19 protein-coding genes are annotated in these 22,239 nt (G+C 48.2%); 10 read left to right on the top strand and 9 right to left on the bottom strand.

Annotated features, from left to right (window positions below):
- Positions 1-17: 17 nt before the first annotated feature.
- Both murU and M3P05_RS17965 read right to left on the bottom strand, forming a co-directional pair.
- Positions 18-707 (bottom strand): N-acetylmuramate alpha-1-phosphate uridylyltransferase MurU, encoded by a 690-nt coding sequence (gene murU / locus M3P05_RS17970; RefSeq protein ID WP_408635959.1) that lies wholly within the window; start codon positions 705-707, stop codon positions 18-20.
- A 33-nt stretch (positions 708-740) separates the two neighbouring features.
- Positions 741-1,793: an aminoglycoside phosphotransferase family protein gene (locus tag M3P05_RS17965; RefSeq protein ID WP_249701464.1), complete on the bottom strand. Its 1,053-nt coding sequence runs from the start codon at positions 1,791-1,793 to the stop codon at positions 741-743.
- A gap of 349 nt (positions 1,794-2,142) precedes the next feature.
- On the opposite strand from M3P05_RS17965, the gene M3P05_RS17960 reads away from it, so the two are divergent.
- The 7 genes from M3P05_RS17960 to M3P05_RS17930 all read left to right on the top strand — a co-directional run bounded on the left by M3P05_RS17960 (position 2,143) and on the right by M3P05_RS17930 (position 10,870).
- The gene (locus M3P05_RS17960) at positions 2,143-5,019 is read left to right on the top strand and encodes an LPS-assembly protein LptD (protein WP_249701462.1); all 2,877 of its coding nucleotides are present in this window, start codon (positions 2,143-2,145) and stop codon (positions 5,017-5,019) included.
- 11 nt (positions 5,020-5,030) lie between these two features.
- Complete coding sequence (locus tag M3P05_RS17955) at positions 5,031-6,344, top strand: peptidylprolyl isomerase (RefSeq protein ID WP_249701461.1); 1,314 nt, start codon at positions 5,031-5,033, stop codon at positions 6,342-6,344.
- Positions 6,345-6,426: 82 nt separating this feature from the next.
- Positions 6,427-7,419 (top strand): 4-hydroxythreonine-4-phosphate dehydrogenase PdxA, encoded by a 993-nt coding sequence (pdxA, locus tag M3P05_RS17950; RefSeq protein ID WP_249701460.1) that lies wholly within the window; start codon positions 6,427-6,429, stop codon positions 7,417-7,419.
- A 64-nt stretch (positions 7,420-7,483) separates the two neighbouring features.
- Positions 7,484-8,299, top strand: coding sequence for a 16S rRNA (adenine(1518)-N(6)/adenine(1519)-N(6))-dimethyltransferase RsmA (gene rsmA, locus M3P05_RS17945; RefSeq protein ID WP_249701459.1), 816 nt, complete (start codon positions 7,484-7,486; stop codon positions 8,297-8,299).
- Positions 8,300-8,321: 22 nt separating this feature from the next.
- Entirely contained in the window at positions 8,322-8,699 is a 378-nt protein-coding gene (apaG, locus tag M3P05_RS17940; RefSeq protein WP_249701458.1) for a Co2+/Mg2+ efflux protein ApaG, read from the top strand.
- A 16-nt stretch (positions 8,700-8,715) separates the two neighbouring features.
- Positions 8,716-9,522, top strand: a complete 807-nt coding sequence (locus M3P05_RS17935) for a symmetrical bis(5'-nucleosyl)-tetraphosphatase (protein WP_249701457.1) — start codon at positions 8,716-8,718, stop codon at positions 9,520-9,522.
- Between the two features lie 133 nt (positions 9,523-9,655).
- Positions 9,656-10,870: a type II secretion system F family protein gene (locus tag M3P05_RS17930; protein WP_249701455.1), complete on the top strand. Its 1,215-nt coding sequence runs from the start codon at positions 9,656-9,658 to the stop codon at positions 10,868-10,870.
- 487 nt (positions 10,871-11,357) lie between these two features.
- Here the strand turns inward: M3P05_RS17930 and M3P05_RS17925 are convergent, their stop codons facing one another.
- The 5 genes from M3P05_RS17925 to M3P05_RS17905 form a co-directional block, all read right to left on the bottom strand.
- Positions 11,358-12,605, bottom strand: a complete 1,248-nt coding sequence (locus M3P05_RS17925) for a type II toxin-antitoxin system HipA family toxin (RefSeq protein WP_249701454.1) — start codon at positions 12,603-12,605, stop codon at positions 11,358-11,360.
- The gene (locus M3P05_RS17920) at positions 12,602-12,877 is read right to left on the bottom strand and encodes a helix-turn-helix domain-containing protein (RefSeq protein ID WP_249701453.1); all 276 of its coding nucleotides are present in this window, start codon (positions 12,875-12,877) and stop codon (positions 12,602-12,604) included. Before M3P05_RS17920 ends, M3P05_RS17925 begins: the two co-directional genes overlap by 4 nt.
- Before the next feature lie 220 nt (positions 12,878-13,097).
- Positions 13,098-13,388 (bottom strand): SAVED domain-containing protein, encoded by a 291-nt coding sequence (locus tag M3P05_RS21295; RefSeq protein ID WP_408635958.1) that lies wholly within the window; start codon positions 13,386-13,388, stop codon positions 13,098-13,100.
- A 1,373-nt stretch (positions 13,389-14,761) separates the two neighbouring features.
- Positions 14,762-16,111 (bottom strand): RING finger protein, encoded by a 1,350-nt coding sequence (locus tag M3P05_RS17910; RefSeq protein WP_249701451.1) that lies wholly within the window; start codon positions 16,109-16,111, stop codon positions 14,762-14,764.
- 220 nt (positions 16,112-16,331) lie between these two features.
- On the bottom strand, positions 16,332-16,721 hold the full coding sequence (locus M3P05_RS17905) for a hypothetical protein (protein ID WP_249701450.1): 390 nt from the start codon (positions 16,719-16,721) through the stop codon (positions 16,332-16,334).
- 184 nt (positions 16,722-16,905) lie between these two features.
- Here M3P05_RS17905 and M3P05_RS17900 point away from each other — a divergent pair, with 184 nt between their 5' ends.
- Positions 16,906-17,604 (top strand): DUF2817 domain-containing protein, encoded by a 699-nt coding sequence (locus M3P05_RS17900; RefSeq protein ID WP_249701449.1) that lies wholly within the window; start codon positions 16,906-16,908, stop codon positions 17,602-17,604.
- Positions 17,605-17,626: 22 nt separating this feature from the next.
- Here M3P05_RS17900 and M3P05_RS17895 read toward each other — a convergent pair whose 3' ends face one another.
- The gene (locus M3P05_RS17895; protein ID WP_249701448.1) at positions 17,627-18,715 is read right to left on the bottom strand and encodes a patatin-like phospholipase family protein; all 1,089 of its coding nucleotides are present in this window, start codon (positions 18,713-18,715) and stop codon (positions 17,627-17,629) included.
- Between the two features lie 185 nt (positions 18,716-18,900).
- On the opposite strand from M3P05_RS17895, the gene M3P05_RS17890 reads away from it, so the two are divergent.
- Positions 18,901-19,353: a hypothetical protein gene (locus M3P05_RS17890; RefSeq protein WP_249701447.1), complete on the top strand. Its 453-nt coding sequence runs from the start codon at positions 18,901-18,903 to the stop codon at positions 19,351-19,353.
- Positions 19,354-19,663: 310 nt separating this feature from the next.
- On the top strand, positions 19,664-20,389 hold the full coding sequence (gene flgA / locus M3P05_RS17885; protein WP_249701446.1) for a flagellar basal body P-ring formation chaperone FlgA: 726 nt from the start codon (positions 19,664-19,666) through the stop codon (positions 20,387-20,389).
- A gap of 340 nt (positions 20,390-20,729) precedes the next feature.
- Here the strand turns inward: flgA and M3P05_RS17880 are convergent, their stop codons facing one another.
- Positions 20,730-22,211, bottom strand: coding sequence for a cobyric acid synthase (locus M3P05_RS17880; protein ID WP_249701445.1), 1,482 nt, complete (start codon positions 22,209-22,211; stop codon positions 20,730-20,732).
- Positions 22,212-22,239 lie beyond the last annotated feature (28 nt).

Raw genomic sequence — 22,239 nt, 5'->3', positions numbered from 1 at the left:
TTATCAAGTTTAAAAAATCACTGCAAACCGATACGACCGCTCAGAATATCATCCTCAAGATTTTGAAGACGCTCTGGTGTTCCGACATCAAGCCAGTAACCATTATGCCGCTCACCAGAAATCTGGCCTTTATCAATAAATTCCCGGAAGAGCGGAGCCAGCTGAAACTTACCTGGCTGACAGCCTGCAAAGAGTTTCGGGTGCAATACACTGATGCCGGAATAGGTAATAAGTTCATCCCCCTGCTCATGCAGCAGGCCATTTCTCAGGGTGAAATCCCCGTTAGTGTTATGACCCGGATTAGGCACCAGTACCAGATGGGCAAGTTTACCCTCTGGAAGAGAGAGTCGACTGAAATCCAGATCAGTAAAAACGTCACCATTAACCAGTAAAAAAGGCTCTTCGCCAATCAGAGGCAAAGCCTTGTGAATTCCTCCACCGGTTTCCAAAGGTTCGCTTTCCCGGGACCAGAGAATGTCTATCCCCCATTTATCTCCATTGCCGATTGCCTGCTCCAGCTTCTCCCCCAACCAGGCATGATTAATCACCAGCTTTTTGAACCCGGCTTTAGCCAGCCGTTCAATATGCCAGACGATCAGAGGTTTTCCTGCAGCAGGAAGAAGAGGCTTAGGCGTTTCCAGGGTCAGGGGGCGCATACGTTCCCCCTTCCCTGCCGCCAGAATCATTGCCACCGAAATACGGGACACAGTGAAATCCTTAATTTGCTTTTTCGTTTTCTATCAAGACTGCAGGTGATGATCCTGCCACCAATCCTGTTTTTTCAGCCGTGGCGTTAACTCTTCACGCATCCAGCGTGAGAACTCACCAAGTTCATCATATTTTTTACAAACCCAGCAGAGATAGGCATAGACCCGAGGAATATCCTTTAAATAACCCTCTTTCCCATCCCGCAACCAGAGACGAACAAATACCCCGAGAACCTTGATATGGCGCTGCGTGCCCATCAGGTCAAACCAGCGATGCAGATCTTGTACACTAATATTGCTCAGGTGAGTTGAACGTTTGGCAAACTGATCCAGCCACTGGTAAACCTCTCTCTGGGGCCAGTCTATATAACAGTCCCGCAGTAAAGATACCGGGTCATAAGTCACGGGCCCCAGCACGGCATCCTGAAAATCGATGAGCCCCAATCCATCAGGAAGCATCATGATATTTCGGGAATGGTAATCCAGATGCACCGGAACCTGGGGCTGCTCCTGAGCTGACTTCACCAGCAGAGCAAACAGACCCTCAACCAGTTTCTTCTCATCTTCAGAGAGTTGAATCTGTAACAGTTTTTCCAGCATCCATTCCGGAAACAGGTTCATTTCTCTGCGCAGTCGCGCCTCATCAAAAAGAGGCAGGGAGTAGCCAGACGGCAATGATGTATTTTGCAGGGTATGTAATGCATCAAAAGCTGAGTCGTAAAGATTATGAACGCTGGACTGGTTCAAACCTGAATAGAGCAGCGAATCACCAAAATCCTCAAGTAGCATGTAACCACGATTCAGGTCAACGGAATGAATCTCAGGTGTATGAACCCCCTGCATTCGCCAGCTCTTGGCTATTTCAACAAAGGACTGGCAGTTCTCATACTCGGGCGGTGCATCAACCACAATAAAACTTTTTTCGTTTTGGGTATGAGCCCGAAAATAGCGGCGAAAACTGGCATCTCCGGAAACTGTCTCAAGGCCGGTTTTCATCGGACAGCCTGCAACGGAATTCAGCTTTTCAGCACACCAGTCATTCAGGGCATCCCTGCGTGGGTCTGAAATCTCAGGTTTCAAATCCATTCTCTCTGACAAGATTTGGTCAATAGACTAGCTTATATCAACGCCATACTTAGCCTCTATAAGTTTACGCACGTTTTGATCACTTTTAATTAAACAATGCTTCCATTTATCAGCCTTAAATAGTTAAAAACAGAAGGTTAGTGGGGTGCAGACGGTGCAAACTTTTCGAGTGCTCTGGTGGCATACCTAGATATTGAAGTATCATGCACTCCTTTTTGGCAGGTTCCGACTCAATCCCGGAGATTTTCCGGTAACAGCATGGCAACAGACAAGGGAACCCCGTATGGGGAATTTTGCCTGAAGCGATGGAGCCACACACAGACGCCGACGGGAAGGCCGGATTCAACCGATGGCAAAAAATATCTTCACCCTGAAAAACAAACTTCCACTGGTTATCACCACCAGTCTGCTGGCGGGCATGCCGATTATCCCGGCGCTTGCAGCCAGTGCCCCCCTCGCTCCCGACCAGCAATGGCGCTGTGATCCGGGAACTACAGGTGAAGGCTGGATATGCCGGACAGTCACCCGCAAGGCAGGCCCCGTTCCCTTTGTAGCCCGGGAACCTGTCGTTGCAGCAATCAAGGAAGTTCCGGATACGTCCGTTACAACCAGTGGAACCAGCACAGCGGAAACAAGCGCCGCAGCTATTGCGCAGCCTGTCCCCGTGGTTTTGGTACAGGGTGAATTACCAGACGAAGCAACTGGAACAGGTGAGGTCAGGCGCTCTGCAAGTGTTGAAAAGGCTTTTGCCACTCTTGACTGGATTTCTATTGACCAACTTCCTGCAGACAAGAAAAAACGTTCTGCCCTTTCTTGTCACGGCGGTTACCAGGAACCTGTACGTCCGGGAATAGACTTTAAAGGCGATCCCAATAATGAGCCTCTATACGCTGAGGCTGACCAGTCCAGTTATCTTGAGACCGGCCAGGGTATCCTGACCGGTAATGTGATGATACGCCAAGGTTATCGCCAAGTTGAAAGTAACAAGGCGAATCTGAATCGCAATACTGGTGAAACTACCTTTACCGGTGATGTTGTTATCCGTGAACCCAATATCCTGATGTTGGGCGAACGGGCTGAGGTCAATATTGATAGCGGACGTTCCAAATTGATTGGAGCGAAGTACGTTTTCCATGACAAACGTATTCGTGGTGAAGCCCATTCCATACTGCGCCGTGAAAGTGGCGTTATTGATATGGAACAGGCCACATATACAACTTGTCCTCCAAGCAGCTGTGTCTGGCAACTCAATGGCGATACGATTGAGCTCAACCCGATTACCGGTTTTGGTACAGCCACCAATGCCACTGTGGATATGTGGGGCATTCCGGTTTTCTATGTACCCAGGATCTCTTTCCCTCTGGATGACCGCCGCACATCCGGTTTCCTTTATCCAACCATCGCTTTTGATTCCAGCAAGAACGATTTCGATTACACCCAGCCTTACTACTGGAATATTGCACCCAATATGGATGCCACCATCACTCCCCGCGTGATGACCAAGCGTGGCGCACTGGTAGAAGCTGAGTACCGTTACCTGACCCAGTCAGCCAGCGGTGAACTGGGTGGTGCATACTCTACCCCAGACGGACTCACCAAAGGCAACCTGAACAAGGATAAGAATCGCTGGTTCGTTAACCTGAAGCGCAAGCAAGACCTGACGGGTAACTGGAATTACCAGATCAACTACACCGATACCAGTGACCGTGAGTACTTTACTGATTTCGGTACCAGCCTGGATGTAAAATCGACCAGCCCGCTCAAGCAGGAGATTTACAGCACTTACAATGGCGGTGGCGACAGCTCACACCAGTACACCTTCACTGTTGGTCATCAAACCCTGAAGAACATGACTCAGGACAGTGATGATCCTTACAACAAGGATATTGACCTCAACCTGAAAGGTGACTGGGATATCGGCAAAGGCTTTGGTTTCAGCTACCTGTTTGACTACACCGATTTCCAGCGTGATAAGAAGTGGGATTACCAGAAACAGGTTTGGGTTGATAAGGCTAACGATGTCAAGAAAGGTATCTGGACTACTGGCCCAAGTGACAGCATAAATAACGCTGTTGGCGGTCGCCTCTATGGTGAAACAGCCATCAAGTACCGCATTGAAAACAGCTATAGCTTCCTGGAGCCCGGGGTAAAACTACGATCTGTCCACTATGATCTTGATCGTCTCCAGCAGGCCTACATTACCAAAACAGGCCGTTCCAAGAGCGATGCAACCAAACCGGATACCACCGCACCAACCTATTATCTGGATGGTGGCCTGTTCTTTGATCGTGACACCACCCTTGGTGGTTTGAAGTTCACTCAGACTCTGGAACCCCGCGCCCGTTATGCATACACCCCATATCGCGGCGGACAGGACTTAAACCCGGTCTTTGACAGTAGTGAGACATCATTCACCTATAACTCACTCTGGCGCGATGACCGTTTCAACGGTTATGACCGCATTGGTGACACTAATCAGCTTTCACTGGGACTAACCAGTCGTTTCCTTGAAGAAGGTGGATTTGAGCGGTTCCGGTTTGGTATCGGCCAAATTTTCTATTTCCAGCATCGTAAAACTTATATAAACCCAAGTCTTAGCGCTACAACAGATAGCAATGGAAAGGATAACTCAGACATCAACTTTAATGAGTCTGAAAAACAACTACTGCAAGCCAACAAGGCATCCACTTCCCCTCTGGCATCTCAGCTGGTATGGAATATCCGCCGAGACCTGCGCCTGACTCAGGACTGGATGTATAACACCAACGCGGGCCACAACCAGGAATATGCAACGGGTTTGCAATACCTGCCGGAGAATGGCGGTGTGATAAACATGCGTTATCGTTATCGTGACCTGGTTGACCGGGCCGAGAAAAACTCCCTCGGTAATAACACGGGTCGTTACGTCAACGGTAACCTGGAAGAAGCCGATTTCAGTACAGTCTGGCCTGTCACATATGACTGGAGCCTGCTGGCACGCTACACCTATGACATAACCAATAAGCGCCATATGGAACGTTCATTTGGTTTTGAACAGGAAAGCTGTTGTTATATGGTACGGGTTATGTACCGTAACTGGATTGATCCTTCCGAGGATATTGATACCGCTAAAGCCGACAAGGGGATTTTCCTTGAGTTTGTGCTCAAGGGTCTTGGCAGCTTGACTGGCAGCAAGGTCAACACCTTCCTGCAGGGCATCAGCGGTTACAGCAAACGTAAGGACTGATTAACAGGCTTATGAAAAGCATCAGAACTTTTATTTCTCAAACGGCTTTCGCAGCATTTGCTGCAATGGCCATTGCACCGTTAACTGGTATTTCTCCGGCCGCTGCCGAGGTCGTTCCCCTCGATAAAGTCGTTGCTATTGTTGACAACGATGTGGTTATGGAAAGTGAGCTAAATGCACGCTTGAAATCAGTTCAGGCTCAGCTCAGACAGCGTACCAGCAACCTGCCTCCGGAAGATATTCTTAAGCAGCAGGTACTCGACCGTCTTATCATCGAAAACCTGCAGCTGCAGATTGCTGATCGTGCAGGGGCGCGTATCGACGATAACTCCCTCAACCAGGCTATCAGCAATATTGCCCGCAACAACGGCATGACTCTGGAGCAGTTCCGCAAGACTCTGCAGGAAGACGGCATGTCCTATGCCGATGCCCGCGACCAGATTCGCCGGGAAATGCTGATCAACCGGGTTCGCCAGCGCAAGGTGCTGGAAAACGTTCAGGTCACTGATCGTGAAGTTCAAAACTTCAAGAAATCTGCAGAAGGCAAGCAACAGCTGGCTATAGAGATGAAGCTTGGTCATATTCTGGTTTCCCTGCCAGAAGGTGCAACCCCGGATCAAATCCAGGCAGCCAACGCTAAAGCCGAAGCGATTTACAAGAAGCTTCAGGAGGGTGGTGACTTCGCTCAGATTGCCGCCGCAGAATCCCAGGGCCAGAACGCCCTTGAAGGCGGAGATCTGGGATGGCGCAAGCCGGATGAGCTGCCTCCTCTTTTCTCTGACGTGATGACCAAGCTTAATGTTGGCCAGGTATCCCGTCCGATTCGCAGCCCAAGCGGTTTCCATATCCTGAAAGTATCTGATCGTCGTGGTGATGAGAAAGTCATGCAGGAGCAGGTGAAGGCTCGCCACATTCTGATCAAGCCGAATGAAGTGCGTAGCAACCTGGATGCCCGTGAGCTGGCAGAGAACCTCTACAAGCGCCTTGAAGGTGGAGCTGACTTTGCCGAGCTGGCCAAAGCTTATTCAGACGACACCGGTTCCGCTCTTAATGGTGGCAGTCTTGGCTGGGCCGATCCCAACAATATGGTTCCCGCATTCCGTGAAAAGATGCTGACTGAGCCTCTAAATGTAGCCACCAAACCTTTCCAGAGCCGCTATGGCTGGCATATTCTGGAGGTTGAAGGCCGTCGCCAGGAAGATGTCAGCAACCAGATGCAGGATGCCCGTATTCGCGAAATGCTGCGTCAGCGCAAATACGAAGAGGAACTGCAGGTTTGGCTGCGCGAACTTCGTGACCAGGCTTACGTAGAAATCAAGCTGTAAACAAATCATACGAAAACCCGGACAGCCGCTATCATCAACTCCGATGATAGCGGCTGTCTTTACATGGTAACGAGGTTGTTCCATGACCGACCACGCAGTACCAAGACTTGTCATCACCTCAGGTGAACCGGCAGGTATCGGACCTGATCTCTGCGTAATGCAGGCTTCCCGCCCCCGAAATACTCAAATCGTCACAATTGCAGATCCTGACCTTCTCAGGAACAGGGCACGACAGCTTGGAATCGAAGTCACTATCAAAACCTTCGATCCCAATGCACCAAAACGTCCAAACAGAAAAGACGAAATACTTGTTCATCCCGTTTCTCTGCGTGAACAGGTAACACCCGGACTACTCGACAGCCGCAATGCCGCTTACGTAATTGATATGCTTACAATGGCTGTTGATGGCTGCCAGAAAGGTTTGTTTGACGCCATGATTACCACCCCCGTACATAAGGGTATTATCAACGATGCCGGGATCACTTTCTCCGGGCACACCGAACTTCTGGCGGAGCAAACAGGCACTGAACGGGTTGTGATGATGCTGGCTACGGAAAGTTTGCGGGTTGCCCTGGCGACGACACACCTGCCGCTGGCTAAAATCCCGGCCACTATCACCGGTGATCTACTTGATGAAGTGTGTCATATCCTGCACAAAGATCTGGTAGACAAGTTTGGTCTTACCTCACCGAAAATCCTGGTCTGCGGCCTGAACCCTCACGCCGGTGAAGACGGGCACCTCGGCCGGGAAGAGATTGAAGTCATCACCCCGGCTTTGGACAAGCTCCGGGCTAAAGGGATGGATTTTGTTGGCCCTCTGCCTGCAGATACGATTTTCAACCCGGGCAAGCTGGAAGAAGCTGACGCCATTCTGGCCATGTATCATGACCAGGGACTTCCGGTACTGAAATACAAAGGGTTTGGTGAAGCCGTGAATATTACGCTCGGGTTGCCTATAATCCGCACCTCTGTTGATCACGGCACCGCCCTGGAACTGGCTGGCACAGGATTAGCACACGCCGGCAGCCTGAATACGGCTCTGGATTACGCCCTGGATATGATCCGCCCGGTGTAAAAATTCTTCAGCGCAGGAAGGTAATATTCCTGTGCTGCATTTTATTTTTCGATAACACTCCTTCATGAATAGAACCACGAACGACGCCCAACTTATTCCCCACAAAGCCCGAAAGCGCTTTGGCCAGAACTTTCTGCATGATCCGGCTATTATCAACCGGATAATTCGCTCTATTGGGCCTAAGTCCGACGACCATCTGGTTGAGATCGGGCCAGGTCAGGGCGCTCTGACCAACCAGCTGCAGGCAGGCTCCGGTCGTCTGGACGTTGTGGAGCTGGATCGGGACCTGATTCCCTGGCTGAAACTACAGTTCGGCCTGAATGAAAACTTCGCGATTCATGAAGCTGACGCCCTGCAGTTTGATTTTGCCACTCTGCGCCAGACTGATGAGCAGCTGCGCATTGTCGGCAACCTGCCTTACAACATCTCAACACCACTGATCTTTCACCTGCTCACCTATGCAGATATTGTGAAAGACATGCACTTTATGCTGCAGAAAGAAGTTGTTGAGCGTATGGCTGCCCAGCCAGGTGACAAACATTACGGACGACTGGGTGTAATGGTGCAGTACTTCTGCCAGGTTCATTACCTGTTTCCGGTTGGCCCAGGTGCATTCAATCCTCCACCCAAAGTTGACTCAGCCATTGTCCGCCTGACGCCATACAAAGAGCTGCCCTGCCCCTGCAAAAACCACGGCATACTGGAGAAGGTGGTGAAGGCCGCATTTGCCATGCGCCGCAAGACCTTGCGCAACTGCCTGAAAAGCCTGATCAGCGGAGATGAACTTGAGCAGCTGGGTATTGATCCATCTCTGCGCCCTGAGCGTATTGCTCTTGAGTCCTTCGTAAAAATTGCTGATTATCTAACAGATAGAAAGTAATTTTTTATGACAGGTTCTTAACGTGGATAACCAGCACCGGGTTGAAGTCAGGGTGAAAACCGAGTTTTTACCCAGCCAGTCTGATCCAAAGAAGGGCAATTATGCCTTTGCTTACCACATCACGATTTTCAACCGCTGTGATGATGGTGTCAGGCTGCTTTCACGGCACTGGTTTATTACAAACGGCAATAAACACCAGCAGGAAGTACAGGGTGACGGCGTTATTGGCCAGCAACCTCATATTCTGCCAGGAGAGAGCTACTCCTATAGCAGTGGTTGTCTCCTGGAAACACCTGTTGGATGCATGGAAGGAAGCTATTTAATGGAAACCGATCAAGGTCGTCTGTTTCATGCAGAAATTCCAATGTTCAGCCTTCGGGTACCGAGTGCCGTCAACTGATGATGCTGATTTCTGAATGACCACATACGCTGTTGGCGATATTCAGGGCTGCTACAGCACCCTGCGCAAGCTTCTTGATTCTGTCGAGTTCGACGAGCACAAGGATAAACTCTGGGTGGCCGGTGACCTGGTCAACCGGGGACCGGAATCCCTGCAAACCCTGAGATACCTGAAACAACTGGGCAAACGCTGCAAGGCGGTTCTTGGTAATCATGACCTGCACCTTCTCGCGATTGCAGCCGGTGCCCGTGAACCCAAAAGGGGCGATACCATTACCGATATCCTGAAAGCCAAAGACAGGGAAGAGTTGCTCGACTGGCTTCGCCATCGACCACTGGTGCACTTGAGCGAAAAGAAAGGCTACCTGATGGTTCATGCCGGCGTGCCTCCCATCTGGGATGAAAAGAAGATTCTCAAACGTGCTGCAGAACTCGAAGAAGTGATTCAGGGCCCAGACAGCGATCATTTCTTCCACAATATGTACGGCAATGAGCCCAACTATTGGTCAAAGGATCTTGAAGGCATTGAGCGCCAAAGGATGATCGCTAACTACTTCACCCGCATGCGATTCTGTAATGCCAAAGGAGTTCTGGAGCTCAGCCAAAAGGGAAATACTCCACCACGGGGTTATGCCCCCTGGTATCTGCACAAGCATAAGCGGGAAGGTAATCTCACCATTATTTTCGGCCACTGGGCGGCCTTGAATGGACAGGTATTCCGCGAGGGTTATGAAGCGCTGGACACCGGTTGCGTCTGGGGTGGCAAACTGACCCTGATGCGCCTGAAAGATATGAAACGTTTTTCTGTCAGCCCCGACGAGTAAGTTCCCAAAGAAGCTCTATAATCAAAAAAATACCTGTTGCTTGCAAAGAACGGACAATGTTCTGGTTATGCCCTCTTAAACAACTCCAACAAGGCATAACCTCCGGCTTGAAAACAAGGACTGTTTTCCCGTCATGACTGAAAAACGCGAAAAGACTTATACCTTTGCCTGGGAAGGCAAAGATAAAAACGGCCGCAGCGCAAAAGGGGAAATCCCCAGCGCCAGCATTGCCCTTGCCAAAGCCGAGCTTCGCAAGCAGGGAATCAATCCGTCCAAAGTCCGCAAGAAAGCAGCGAGCTTCGGCACTAAGAAAAAAATCAAGCCGATGGATATTGCTATTTTCACCCGACAGCTTGCCACCATGACCAAAGCTGGCGTTCCCATGATCCAGGCTTTCGATATCACCGCAGAAGGTATGGATAACGCAACGATGAAAGACCTGATCACCAACATCAAAAGCGATGTTGCTGGTGGTACCAGCTTTGCCCAGTCTTTGCACAAACACCCAAAGTATTTTGATGATCTCTACTGCAACCTTGTTAACTCCGGAGAGCAGTCAGGTGCATTGGAATCCCTGCTCGACAGAATCGCGACCTATAAAGAAAAAACTGAGGCCCTGAAAGCCAAGATAAAAAAGGCCATGAATTACCCCATCGCAGTAACAGCTGTGGCCGTTATTGTAACCGGTATTCTGCTGGTAAAAGTGGTGCCGCAGTTTGAAGAGGTTTTCGCAGGATTTGGAGCAGAGTTACCCGCCTTCACCCAGATAGTCATCAACCTCTCGGAAGCCGTGCAAAAGTGGTGGCTGATTATTGTTGTTGGAATAGGAATAGGGTTATGGTCACTGAAACGCATTCTGGCCAGATCTCAAAAAGCACGTAACAGCTTTGAACGCCTGCAACTGAAGATTCCTATTATCGGTGCCATTCTTGATAAATCAGCCATCGCCCGCTTTGCCCGAACTCTGTCAACAACCTTTGCGGCAGGTGTTCCACTGGTTGATGCTCTCGACTCAGTTGCCGGTGCAACGGGTAATGTTGTTTACCGGGAAGCTGTAGAACAGGTTAAGGAAGATATCTCTTCCGGTCAGCAATTGCAGTTCGCCATGCGCACAACCGGGATATTCCCATCAATGGCTATACAGATGGTGGCAATTGGTGAAGAATCCGGTGCACTTGATGAAATGCTGGACAAAGTCGCAACGCTATATGAGGAAGAAGTCGACAATATGGTGGATGGGCTGACAGCCCTGATGGAACCCATGATCATGGTGGTTCTTGGTACTTTGGTGGGAGGCCTGATTGTTGCCATGTACCTGCCCATATTCCAGCTGGGATCTGTTGTATAAATCAGTGTGACGAATGGGATTAAAACTGTTAACTAAGGCATTAAATTGTTAACAATTGAATTAAACCCTTGACCATCTATGGGGCTGTACTATTTGCCCCTGCAGGGGACTCACCGGTGGAAACCAAACGTAAAGATGTCACTGAAGCTGATGTAGTTCGCTGGACTGCCCTCTAGCAAAAGGAATGGGAAAGAGGCATATTCCGTCCTTGGGTCGAGGTACAGCAAGTACCCTCCACAGATCATCCAGCTTACGCAGGGTGCGAATTGAAACTTTGGTTTTTTATGTAGTAGATGTGTACGCCAATTTCTTGTTCTTAGAGGACGGTTTTTTGCGGACACATGAACCTCTGATATGTAGCAGTAAAAAATGAGCAGACCTATACGTTTGGAGTGTGCCCAGAATCGCCAACAGATCTGTGAGCATTCAGCCGAGTGGCTGCAGGGTTCAAGGCCTGGCCCCATTTTCATGCTCTGTACAAGACGTTTTACAGGTAACGATCGGATTTCCGTTTCTTCGGTCGTTTACTCTGAAAACGCACACTGCTGTCAGAAACCGACAGTGCCCGACTGATAGAGGCTTCCAGCGCACCCTTTAACGCAGGAAAAACCTCCCAACGATCAAACCGGGCGATAAAGTCCCGGGCCGTATCCGCCATGTGTTCCAGCCTGATGGCTGGATTTTTCACCCCTATTTTTCTGCCAAAACGCACCAGTTTATCCTGGTTGGGAAACTCCCGGGTCTTGTCCATTTTCAGAGCCAGGTCATGGGACTGCAGTGGGTAAACCGTGGTGTTCACAACATCATAAAGGGGCGACAGGCGCAGTCCGGAAAGGGGCTGGATGATGCTATAAAGCAGGGAGAAGTTTTTCAGATGAGCATCCCCATTGCCCAGCAGGCAGCTGATGGCAATATAATCAAAAATCTGCTCAATCTGTCTGGCATCCCCCGTGTACAGCTGTACAACTTTTGCGACATTTTCATAGGAGCCCAGATACTTTTCATCCCCGGGGCGTTTCATCAGTACTGCAAAGTCCTCCATGCCCAGAGGCTGGCCGCCAGCCTGATCAAAGCGCTTCATAATAAACAGCTCATGGTTATCCGACAGCCAGAACTCCGGCACCGAAATACCGCAGGCTTTGGCGATGCTCATACAGACAAATTCGTTGAGCGCCAGATGCTCATGCTCTTCACCGCCAGTTTTTACAATCAGTTCCGGCTCAATCAGTGTGCCTTTTTCGTTATGGCTGATTACTGCAGGCCGGGTGTTCACCAGGAGCTTGGGCTGTACACCGGAAATAGCCGCAGTATTAAGCAGATACTTATCCAGCAGATACTCAAAGGCGCTTTCCCGGTTATCCCAGTGAACCAGAGATTCCAGGGAGTCATGGCCTATGGGCTTGGTTTCAAGCTCACTTTCAAAAGACAAGCGTCCAATGCCGTTTTTCTGCTGCAGAGCCAGAAACAACATATCATTCACTCGGGTATACCGACGCAGCCGTTCCGACAGTCGCTCACGGACATAGCCCTCCGGAATATTCATCTGGAACACCGGATGCAGGGCTCCGCTGTTATAGGAGGCTGTCTGGAATGGCATGGTCAGGGAGACTTCTTCCCCAGCTTCACGATAAGAGAAGGCATAGGAGCCTTTTTCAAAACTCAGCATGCCCGCCAACCCAGCGGGGGTATTAACACGCAGGGAGTTGATTTTCTCGGGCCAGTGTTCGGGCGTCATTCTTCGTCCTCACCAAACAGAGCGTCCAGGTCATCCCAAGTGGGCCGCGTCGCTTCTCGTACTGTCAGCTCCAGCCCCAAAATGCCCAGGTAATTGTTCAAAGCCCAGAGCGCCCCGCGGTAGCGGTTATTCTCGATGGCAGAAATCACGCTGCGGGTGGTTCTGGCCGCCTGTGCTGCGGCCGTCTGGTTGAGTTTGAGAGCTTTACGCCGCTCCTGGCAATGTTCACCGATGGTTTTCATAAGGGCAATAATGAATGCATATATAGTCAATTTAGCATTAAAAACTGTATATGACCATATATAAGATCATTATATGAATGAAATAGGCCGAAAAGAGATAACATCAAGCACCAATCAAGGGCAGACAGATGACTCAATCAACCGCCTGCAATTTACCTGACTGGCCGCAGTGGCTCATACCGTATAACCCCAGTTCTGGAAAACTCCAGAGCCCATTCATAGGTGTCAACGGCGGGGTTAAAATTATGGATCACCCAATGTTTTTGGGTACCTCCTGAAACCGTCTGCCCAGCTCCAGGTCAAAGCTGGATTGCACTGACAGAAACAGATGCACCCGCTGGCAGTCTGGCAAGGCAGAGAGCTGGTCTATCAATCGCCCGACTTCCCCGCTGAGCTGGATAAGATTCTGCTGGTTCTTGATCAGGTTTCTGTCGCAGTCGGTATTGGGCTGCAATATTGTGGTACAACCTTGCAACGGTACGGGTAGCTGCTGAGGAGAGATAGAAGTGGTAGAGCCAATAGCCAGGATCACCAGTGGCATTCACTTGTGTGTTCAGTGGGCCGATATTTGCATTCACATCATCCAACAGCTCCCAGCTGTCCGCCTGGTGGTGAGACTTGTCAAAGTACAGAATGTCACCGGATATATTGCGGAGAAAAGCACCGTAAGCCACCAGAAAAGGAACTCTGGCCAGCCCGCCAAAGGCGTCTAAGATGATCGAGCAGGTGAAGAGCAACCAGCTTGCAGCACTTTCTCAGGATTTGAACCTTACAAATAGGCAGTGTCTCTAAAGAGGCCTGCAGTCTGTCAACAGTTTTAATACCTTCGCATTTCTTGAAAGGCTCAACTGTCAACAGTTTTAATACATTTACAGGGCGAGGTAGGGGCTCTGGAAGCCCCGAAAAATGGGGCCGTTTGTCAACAATTTTAATCCCCCTTAACAAGTGTTGTAAAAGTGTATTAAAAATGTAGACATGTAAGCAAAAATATCGACATGGGAATTAAATCCTAGACCTGTGTACGGGACATGTATGGTCCCGTACATGAGCAAAACGCACTACACTCATCCAAAGAAAGAGAGCAGCAAAAACTATTTCAGGGGCTGACAAAGGCACTGGTAGCCGTAAAGGTGAGGTATTAAAACCGAGAACGTACCAGTAGTTAATTATTTTGAACATCCTGGCTGGCAGTATGGTATACCGTATTAAATACTCATTAACCCTTCCGTTTTTGTGTCTGGTTGCTTGCTCTGGATTTGGTGGTTTGATCGCGTACCCCGTTCAAGTGTTGATGTTCAAGGGTTACCTTACTGATGGCAGACTGCTGTACCATGCGGAACACGGGGTCATGCTGATAAACCAGGAACACATTGTCCAAACTTATCAACAAGCTCAGGAATGGCCACCTGCTCTAATGGAAACCACATCTGATGTCTACTGCAAAGGCTGCTACAGTTTTTTAAAAATAGCAAGTTGCTCCAAGCCCACAGGCGACAAACAATACAGAGTGCCTGCAGGGACAATCTGCCAAACACCTGCACTGGCTGCAGCAAGACATGCAAGTCCTACAATGTGCTCCAGAGTCACAAGAGAGCAGCAACACAGCCTGCCTGTAAAAAGGATCTAACCAGTATCTGCTCCGGCTGCAGCAATGACTTCAGGTCTTACAATGGGCTCAGGGTTCATATGAAATCAGCAACAGAGCCTGCTTGCAGAGGAAACGTGACAATCATCTGCCCCAGTTGCCAGCAGGCCTTTGATTCCCACAATAAATTACAGTGTCACAGGAGGTCTAATACGTCTAATTCTTCTTGCAGAAAAAGAATTCGTGAAACAAGCAGGGTATCAACCCATACAACCAGCTGAATCCAGCCAGCGGTGCTGGGTGTTTTATTTATCTGCAAGCATTTGTTGTTAGCCATATATTTTCATAGACGATTTAACTGGCTCTCTACACATAGCACACTCTGTAAGATGGGAAACACATGTCTCACAGTACATTTTATGACCGCAGGGTATAACGGTATGAGTCCGTTCAGCCTCCAAGCAAATCACACACGTGTTATCTTCTATTTCTGCTGACGGCTGTTTAGCACGACTGGATTCACCCGTATTCCTGGCAGAAGAACTCAGGCTCAGCGCCTCAAACGGGTCCGTTATAGGGGGTACAGTGATATTTGCTTCCGGATTATGTTTAAATCTTGTTCCTCGCTCTTTTACTTGTTCTACTCGTGGGCAATGTGTTTTTCGATTATGCAGCTCTCCTACTGACTTCGTTTGCCTGGTGACTATAGCGTCGTCCCCGCATTCATAGCATTGCACTTGGATACCGTTGATAGCTCCTGAAGTAGCACGGATAATCGCTGTTGCATAAAAACCGCCCTTCGCCAACTCAGCATCATCTGGCAGGCAATTTCTCTGTAACCAATCATGTATATCTTGAGTAAACGTAGTTTGTCGCTGATAGATAGTGCTCCAATCAGGGCTGGCTGATGGAGATGCAGCTGCTTGTGAGGCGCTGGCATCTTTGTTGTGAAGCGAAATATGTTTATCAATTTGTTCTCTGTTTCCCGCATCTACCATGTCGTTACAAGAGATACATTTAACTTTTTTGTCAAATCCGGTGAATACAAAGTTATTAGAAGCCATGTATTGAACATAAAACATCTGTTTATCAATATCTGGATATGATGGTGCCAATAAAAATGAATCTAGCCGATCGCTTATCTTATTAAAGTCATACTTTTCTCGTTCTTTTTTTTTGCTCTTCTGTATTTTTCTTATTACTTTTTGGGGATAACATCCACCCTTTGACGTTTCTGTTTCCCTTTTTTTTATTTTCTTCTCCCCCTCTTGATATTGCCGTAGTAGTTTTTTCCATTCATCTTCCTCCTGTAATCTATGTTGTTCTTCTCTTTCCATTTGCAATTCTCTTTCCCTTTGCAATTCTCTTTCCACGTCTTTTTCATGGGGTTTTAGCCATGCTGTTACATTGGGGGCGGCCCTTTTTATACCTACCCCGGCGTTATTTACTGATAATCTGGTACTATATTGCCGGTGAGAATGAAGAAAAAGTTCGGTCGGTTCTTCTTTTCGCATATAGGGAGTGCTCTCTTTGCCTGTTACCGCAGAACTACGCCATTTACTTGTTAGACTGCCAGTACCGACAACCATCTGGTCTTTTCTTCCTGGTGCTGATTCCCCCCTTCCAGTACTCCCCGGGCCTCCTTGAGGCCATCTATCTCTAGTATTGCTATAAGCCATATGCCGCCACCCTTAATTTTTCAGGCAAAAAAACAAGTGTGGATCATCATCTGAAGAATATTTTATTACCATAACAGCGGTGTTAGAAACATTAACAGTTTTCGTGATTGTCACTATGACGCATGGCAGGAAGGTATAGCCACCTTCATTTTGGTATTAATTTTGCGACCTTATTGTATGGGCATGGAACAGGAACGTCTGGATAGTCAAGCCGGGCTTGTTAAAGTCTGGATCTAATAAATGGTAGCGAATTATCATCATCAATTCTTTTCTTATCATCATCAATTCTTTTCTTATCATCATCAATTCTTTTCTTATCATCATCAATTCTTTTCTTATCATCAATCAACTTTTTATCTGAATAGGCTTGGTCGATATCCCTCAAACCGTCTTCAAAAAGACCATTATCATTTCTGCCAGAATATAACTGCTCAATATCCCTCTCTTCGATTAGAGTGGGATTATCGTCGATTAGCTTTTCACCACCAAGTTTTGGATAAGCTTCATCAATAACCTTTTTTCCTGCAGAGCGAGCATTTTGATCAGCTTTTTTTTGCTCAGGTGTGAACCTGTTATTCACTGACCCAGAATCTGTGCGCTTGATTCCCATAGTTAACATCCTTGTGTCAGATAGCTCTTACCCAACCGTAGCCCAGTAGCCGACAATATTGAAATTTACTCATTTTTCCCACCTTGATAACCGGCTGAGCTAATGAAGGCTTTTGTGGCTGGTGATTGACAGGAGCAGCCCTTCGATTCATCTTTGATATTTCACACTCTGGCTGGATAACAGAATGAATCTCATCCCACTCCAGGAAGGATTAAGTGCAGGTAAGCGCCCAATCCCAGTGTTTGCCAGCAAAGTAGATGCTACGAGGTATTGCTACCTGATAGCTGGAACTCATGGTGATGAGCCTGAGGGAGTTTATGTTCAGGAAAAACTTGTCGAATGGCTGAAACTAGCCGGGCTATCCATACCTTTTGTCATTATTCCTGCTCTAAACCCTGATGGCCTGAGAGACAATATTCGTGGTAATGGTAATGGTGTTGACCTGAACAGAAATTTACCCGCGTCCAACTGGTCAGATGAAGCTAGAGCTGAGCGATACTTCCCCGGCTCTGAACCTGCCAGTGAGCCAGAAACTCAATTTCTTCTGGAATTGATGGAGGAATATCCACCCGGCCTAATCTTCAGTTTTCATTCATGGCAGCCCTTTGTGAATGGTCGAGGTGACTGTGACGACATTCTTGAATATATCCATCTTGTGAATGGCTATGCCATCGTCAAAGACGATATCGATAATCATCCTACCCCGGGATCACTGGGCAGCTACGTTTATGAGAAAATGGGCATACCAATTATCACTTTCGAGTGCCCTACCCTGGAACAGCGGGAAGACCTGCAGAGCATCTGGCATGAAAACAAGATTGCTCTGACAGGATTAATGCAGAGTGGACTGATTCAGAAGCATTTGCAGAGGTATTCAGGCTGACAACCTGCCAGCTTGGTTACATTCAGCGAGGTCTGGCTTTAGATATGAAGGAAAGCGGTTTAGTTACCTCTGCCAGCCTGTTGTTCTCAACCAAATTTAACCATTCTTCTCCCAGACGATCAGTCTCGGCCACCACTTTGCGCCAGTACTTTTGTCGGGTTGTATCATCAAGGGTTTGAAAGTCCTTTCTATCAGGGATTTTTCCATAGGGCAGCCTGGCAACAAACTCCGATGAAGGAGACACTATCAAAGTCCTGCGATAGTTATCTGTCGAAGGGATTCTCCAGCCCAAGTACTTATCAAACCAGCCTGGGATGGGACGTTCCCGAAAATGTGGATACAAAACCAGTCCATCTTCAGGCAGCATTGGCAGATCAAAGTGATAATCTGTTACTCCACCGTCCAGATAGAGCCCCTGACCTGCTCCTTCAATATCACGAACCCCTTCCAAAAATACAGGAATGGAACCTGAAGCCAGCACAGCATCTTCAAGATTTTGTTCAGATAGCGCGATAGTTTTTGTTGGCAGGTCATTCCATCCTATGACAGGAAGCCCACCGCCAGGATGGGTAAAGACGATTCGAGTATAAAACTTTCCCAGCATATTACGGCTAACAGCATTCGCAGCCGCACTCAGAAGAAGCCCGGCTCCCTGAATCTTCGCGTTGGCATTGTCTATTAAACCATGGGCCTGCACTGCTATCAGGTTTAAGCGAATAACCGGGTTGGACAAAATTTCCCTGGCACCATTGCCATTAAAAATATCACTGAGAGTTCTTTTTACCTCACGGGTTATCCCGGATGCCGTTGGCATTTCTGAATAGGAATGAGTGATATAACTGTCTTCAAAACGTTGAAGGGCTGCCAGCGGATCATTCTGGCTATAACAGGTGAAACGCCAGCATCCGGCAGAAGTACCAAGCAGATGAAGGGGGCTCGTTCGATCTTTGAATGTTACACCCAGAAGTGCTTTGTCCAATCCTGCCAGTGCAAACCATTTCGGCCCTCCAGATGCGCCCAGCATGGCTTTGACATCCTCCTGCTGAAACCCTTTTTCACGCAGGTGCTGCAGAGCATCATGCCCTCCCTGAATCACTAGCGAAGAAGCCACTGGCAAAAACTCCGTTTAAAACTTTGACAGGGAATCCTACCAAACTGACAAGAAGAAAATAAATCCCTGTTTGTACAACTCTGCCATGCATTTCCAGCAATAACACCAAAAGTCCTGAGTCGTCTATCTGGCAAAACAAACCAGAGCCACTACTCTCAAGGAATAATCACAAAAACGGACACACTATGACAACTACGGCTCACAACACGAATAACAACAATCCTGCGAATGTATCTGTCACCGATAAAAGTATCCACCTCTTGAATAAGTGCCTTGATCATCAGCGTCACCGCTTTGACCACGCCAGGCTGAAAGCCCATCAGGCCGCCCTGGTTCTTCGCGCACAATCCCGGCAACTTGAAGGATTAAATAAAGCCATCACCAGCTATCAGCTGGGGAACTGTAAGACGATCTCACACGGTAATGAAGATATCTCAACCTTTCGAAAACTTTTACAGGATGTTCGTAATCTACAGAAGAATCAAGTTGAAAGAGAAGAACAGGTTTATCAGGTGTGCCAGGAAGAAGCTCTCAGTGCCCATAAGAAAGTGAAAACCATGGAAAAGCTTCTGGAAAAAATGAGCGTCAAACAACTGAACAAGCAGGCTTGCAATACCTCAGCAAAACATCTCAGCTAGGAGCCTGTCGGACTTAACCGACCGTAGCGAGAAAAAGTCCGGTTTGAGCCAGTTTTTAGAAGCACTTGAGGATAATAGTGGTTCTATTTGACGAAAGTGGTTCTAAAAACTGGCCAAATCCGGCTTTTTCGCAGTAGGTGCGCGTTAAGTCCGACAGGCTCCTAGTTTCTCCCTTCAGTGGTATTTATTTAGTTACGCCCTGAGATTGTATTGTACAGGGCGCAACAGCCTCCCTGAACAAACTCAGCCCCTGCTTGCAGAATCAGCGGGTTGGTTTATCGTGATTGCGTTAGGTTCTGTTGACGTAATAATGAAACCAATCAAAGCTTCCTTGCCAAGTTATATTTACAACTCGATTCCTGGATTCCTTCTGATCGCTTGTATAAGTCAGGCACAGACAGTCAACGAGCAGGCTGGAGCTGTTGTTAAAAATGACCTTGAGCAACAGGTAGCAGACTATGCCTCACGGCTAGGAAGCCATAACTACCGGATTGAAATCATTCCCCTTCCTCCTTTAAAGCTCCCACTTTGCCAACATCAGCCCGAGGTTAGTACCATTGGGCAGCCAACCAGGCTGACAGGTCGATTGACACGGAAAGTCACCTGTTCAACACCACACTGGTCCCTCAATATTCGTGCACAGGTGGATATTTTTTTACCTGTCGTGAAAAGCCGCCACAATATTGATCGTAACTCTACAATTCGTGCTGACGATTTGATCCTTGAAGAAGAGAACATTGCCAAACTGAGAGGCAATTATTTTTCTTCCATCAAAGACGTTGCCGGTCAGCGCAGTCGGCGACAAATCACCGGAAACAGCATTCTTCAGCCCTCAATGACTGAACGACCGGCACTGGTCAGCCGTAATGCCAGTGTTGTTATTCATGCAGGCCATGCTGGATTTTCAATCACAATGAAAGGGCAGGCTCTGGAGTCAGGCTCTCTGGGAGATCAGGTTCAAGTAAGAAACAGTTCCTCGGGGAAAATAATAATGTCAGAGGTAACAGGGCAAGGAACAGTGAAAATAATTGATTAGAGGCATTTCTAAACTTATCAGCAGTACCCTTTCTTAAAAATAACCTCACACATAATGAATTAAACAGTTGTATAAGCTTTCCCTCCACGACGAAATACATTGACTTAAGTCGTCTTATTAAAATGAGCCGACTTGATGCACATCAACCGCCTACATACATCCTCATAATATGGTGCTGAATAGATAATTTCCCCCGTGGCTTGATGTGGTTTATGAAGTCGTCAACCGGGTTCATCAGGGCAGAAATATTGGTGATGAACCGGTTGAACTAATCGCAGTTTTCACAGAAATAAAAGACAAGGCTTTTACTGTCCGGGCAAAACCACCGGCTGGTCATTAATCACCATAAACTCATAACACTGAGGATCTGCTCCATATCCAGATGCTCTTCCATGGCATCAGCAATACGGTTGATGCCATCTTCCCTTATCTGGTTATAGTCCGGAATCTCAATATCCTTTAAACCAGCCCAGGCCAGAAGAGCCTTGCAGGCCTCAGGATGATCAAAAATCCCGTGGAGATAAGTACCCAGCACCAATCCATCTTCTGACATCACTCCATCGAAACGCTCACCCAGCTTAATGAGTCGTTGCTCCAGGGCAGAGCCGGTTGTGGTTCCTGCATGAATCTCATACCCCGTCACGTGAACTTCGCTCTGTTCCGGGAGCTGCATCACACCTTCTACCCGATGGAGCTGCTTGTCCTGCTCCATTGTTGTTTCAAGGTCAAGGAAGCCCAGACCCTGACTGGTTCCCGACTCCCCCTCAATACCATCCGGATCATGCAGCAACATTCCAAGCATCTGGTAGCCACCACAGATCCCCATCACCTTGCCACCAAAACGAAGATGGCGATTAATATGTTTATCCCAGCCATTGCTGCGCAGGAACGCAAGATCGGCCCTGGTGCTTTTGCTGCCAGGCAGAATAATCAGATCACAGGCCGGGAACGCATCACCTTTCCGGACAAAAGTCAGATCAATATTGGGATTCAGACGCAGTGGGTCAAAATCGGTATGGTTGCTGATACGACTTAACACCGGCACAACAATTTTTAAAACAGGACCAGAATCTTCAGTCAGTTGCTGATCCGCAACAGCATCTTCCGCTTCCAGGTGCAGACCGTGCAGATAAGGAATAACACCCAGCACAGGTTTGCCTGTTTCCTGTTCCAGCCACTTCAGCCCTGAAGTGAGCAGATTAATATCACCCCGGAAGCGGTTGATAACAAACCCTTTGACTCGCTTCTGCTCTGATAATGAAAGAAGAGCCAGTGTTCCATACAAATGTGCAAAAACACCGCCTTTATCGATATCTGCCACGATGATGACCGGGCAGCCTGCTTCCTCGGCAAAACCCATATTGGCAACATCAAGATCCCTGAGATTGATCTCAGCGGGGCTGCCAGCGCCTTCGATAACTACAGCATCAGAAGACGACATAAGACGATCATAGGATTCCATAATCGCAGGCAGCACACTTGGCTTGTAGGCGTGATAATCCCAGGCATCCATTTCTGCCAAGGGGTGCCCATGTACAATCACCTGCGCCTCAATATCAGTATTGGGTTTGAGCAGAACCGGATTCATATCAGTTTGAGGCTCCAGACCACAGGCCTGAGCCTGAACTGCCTGAGCCCGGCCAATCTCTCCTCCATCAACTGTAACAGCACTGTTCAAAGCCATATTCTGTGGCTTGAATGGCTTCACTGCATAACCTCTGCGGGATAGAACCCGGCAGAGACCGGCACAGAGCACACTTTTGCCCGCATCTGAGGTTGTACCCTGGATCATGAGAGCATGGGGAGATTGATCTTGGGTCATCAGCGCTACTACTCAATCAATAAATCGA

Source organism: Parendozoicomonas callyspongiae (genome assembly GCF_023502345.1).
Taxonomy (GTDB): Bacteria; Pseudomonadota; Gammaproteobacteria; order Pseudomonadales; family Endozoicomonadaceae; genus Sansalvadorimonas; species Sansalvadorimonas callyspongiae.
This window is presented reverse-complemented; position numbering and strand designations above follow the sequence as displayed.

What these genes read in the sequence shown, in the direction of transcription:
- M3P05_RS17930 (WP_249701455.1), top strand. Translation starts at nt 9,656, where the DNA reads ATGACTGAAAAACGCGAAAAGACTTATACCTTTGCCTGGGAAGGCAAA.
- M3P05_RS21295 (WP_408635958.1), bottom strand. Translation starts at nt 13,388, where the DNA reads ATGCCACTGGTGATCCTGGCTATTGGCTCTACCACTTCTATCTCTCCT.
- M3P05_RS17905 (WP_249701450.1), bottom strand. Translation starts at nt 16,721, where the DNA reads ATGGGAATCAAGCGCACAGATTCTGGGTCAGTGAATAACAGGTTCACA.
- M3P05_RS17910 (WP_249701451.1), bottom strand. Translation starts at nt 16,111, where the DNA reads ATGGCTTATAGCAATACTAGAGATAGATGGCCTCAAGGAGGCCCGGGG.
- M3P05_RS17925 (WP_249701454.1), bottom strand. Translation starts at nt 12,605, where the DNA reads ATGACGCCCGAACACTGGCCCGAGAAAATCAACTCCCTGCGTGTTAAT.
- pdxA (WP_249701460.1), top strand. Translation starts at nt 6,427, where the DNA reads ATGACCGACCACGCAGTACCAAGACTTGTCATCACCTCAGGTGAACCG.
- M3P05_RS17900 (WP_249701449.1), top strand. Translation starts at nt 16,906, where the DNA reads ATGAATCTCATCCCACTCCAGGAAGGATTAAGTGCAGGTAAGCGCCCA.
- flgA (WP_249701446.1), top strand. Translation starts at nt 19,664, where the DNA reads ATGAAACCAATCAAAGCTTCCTTGCCAAGTTATATTTACAACTCGATT.
- M3P05_RS17890 (WP_249701447.1), top strand. Translation starts at nt 18,901, where the DNA reads ATGACAACTACGGCTCACAACACGAATAACAACAATCCTGCGAATGTA.
- rsmA (WP_249701459.1), top strand. Translation starts at nt 7,484, where the DNA reads ATGAATAGAACCACGAACGACGCCCAACTTATTCCCCACAAAGCCCGA.
- M3P05_RS17955 (WP_249701461.1), top strand. Translation starts at nt 5,031, where the DNA reads ATGAAAAGCATCAGAACTTTTATTTCTCAAACGGCTTTCGCAGCATTT.
- M3P05_RS17965 (WP_249701464.1), bottom strand. Translation starts at nt 1,793, where the DNA reads ATGGATTTGAAACCTGAGATTTCAGACCCACGCAGGGATGCCCTGAAT.
- M3P05_RS17960 (WP_249701462.1), top strand. Translation starts at nt 2,143, where the DNA reads ATGGCAAAAAATATCTTCACCCTGAAAAACAAACTTCCACTGGTTATC.
- M3P05_RS17880 (WP_249701445.1), bottom strand. Translation starts at nt 22,211, where the DNA reads ATGACCCAAGATCAATCTCCCCATGCTCTCATGATCCAGGGTACAACC.
- M3P05_RS17935 (WP_249701457.1), top strand. Translation starts at nt 8,716, where the DNA reads ATGACCACATACGCTGTTGGCGATATTCAGGGCTGCTACAGCACCCTG.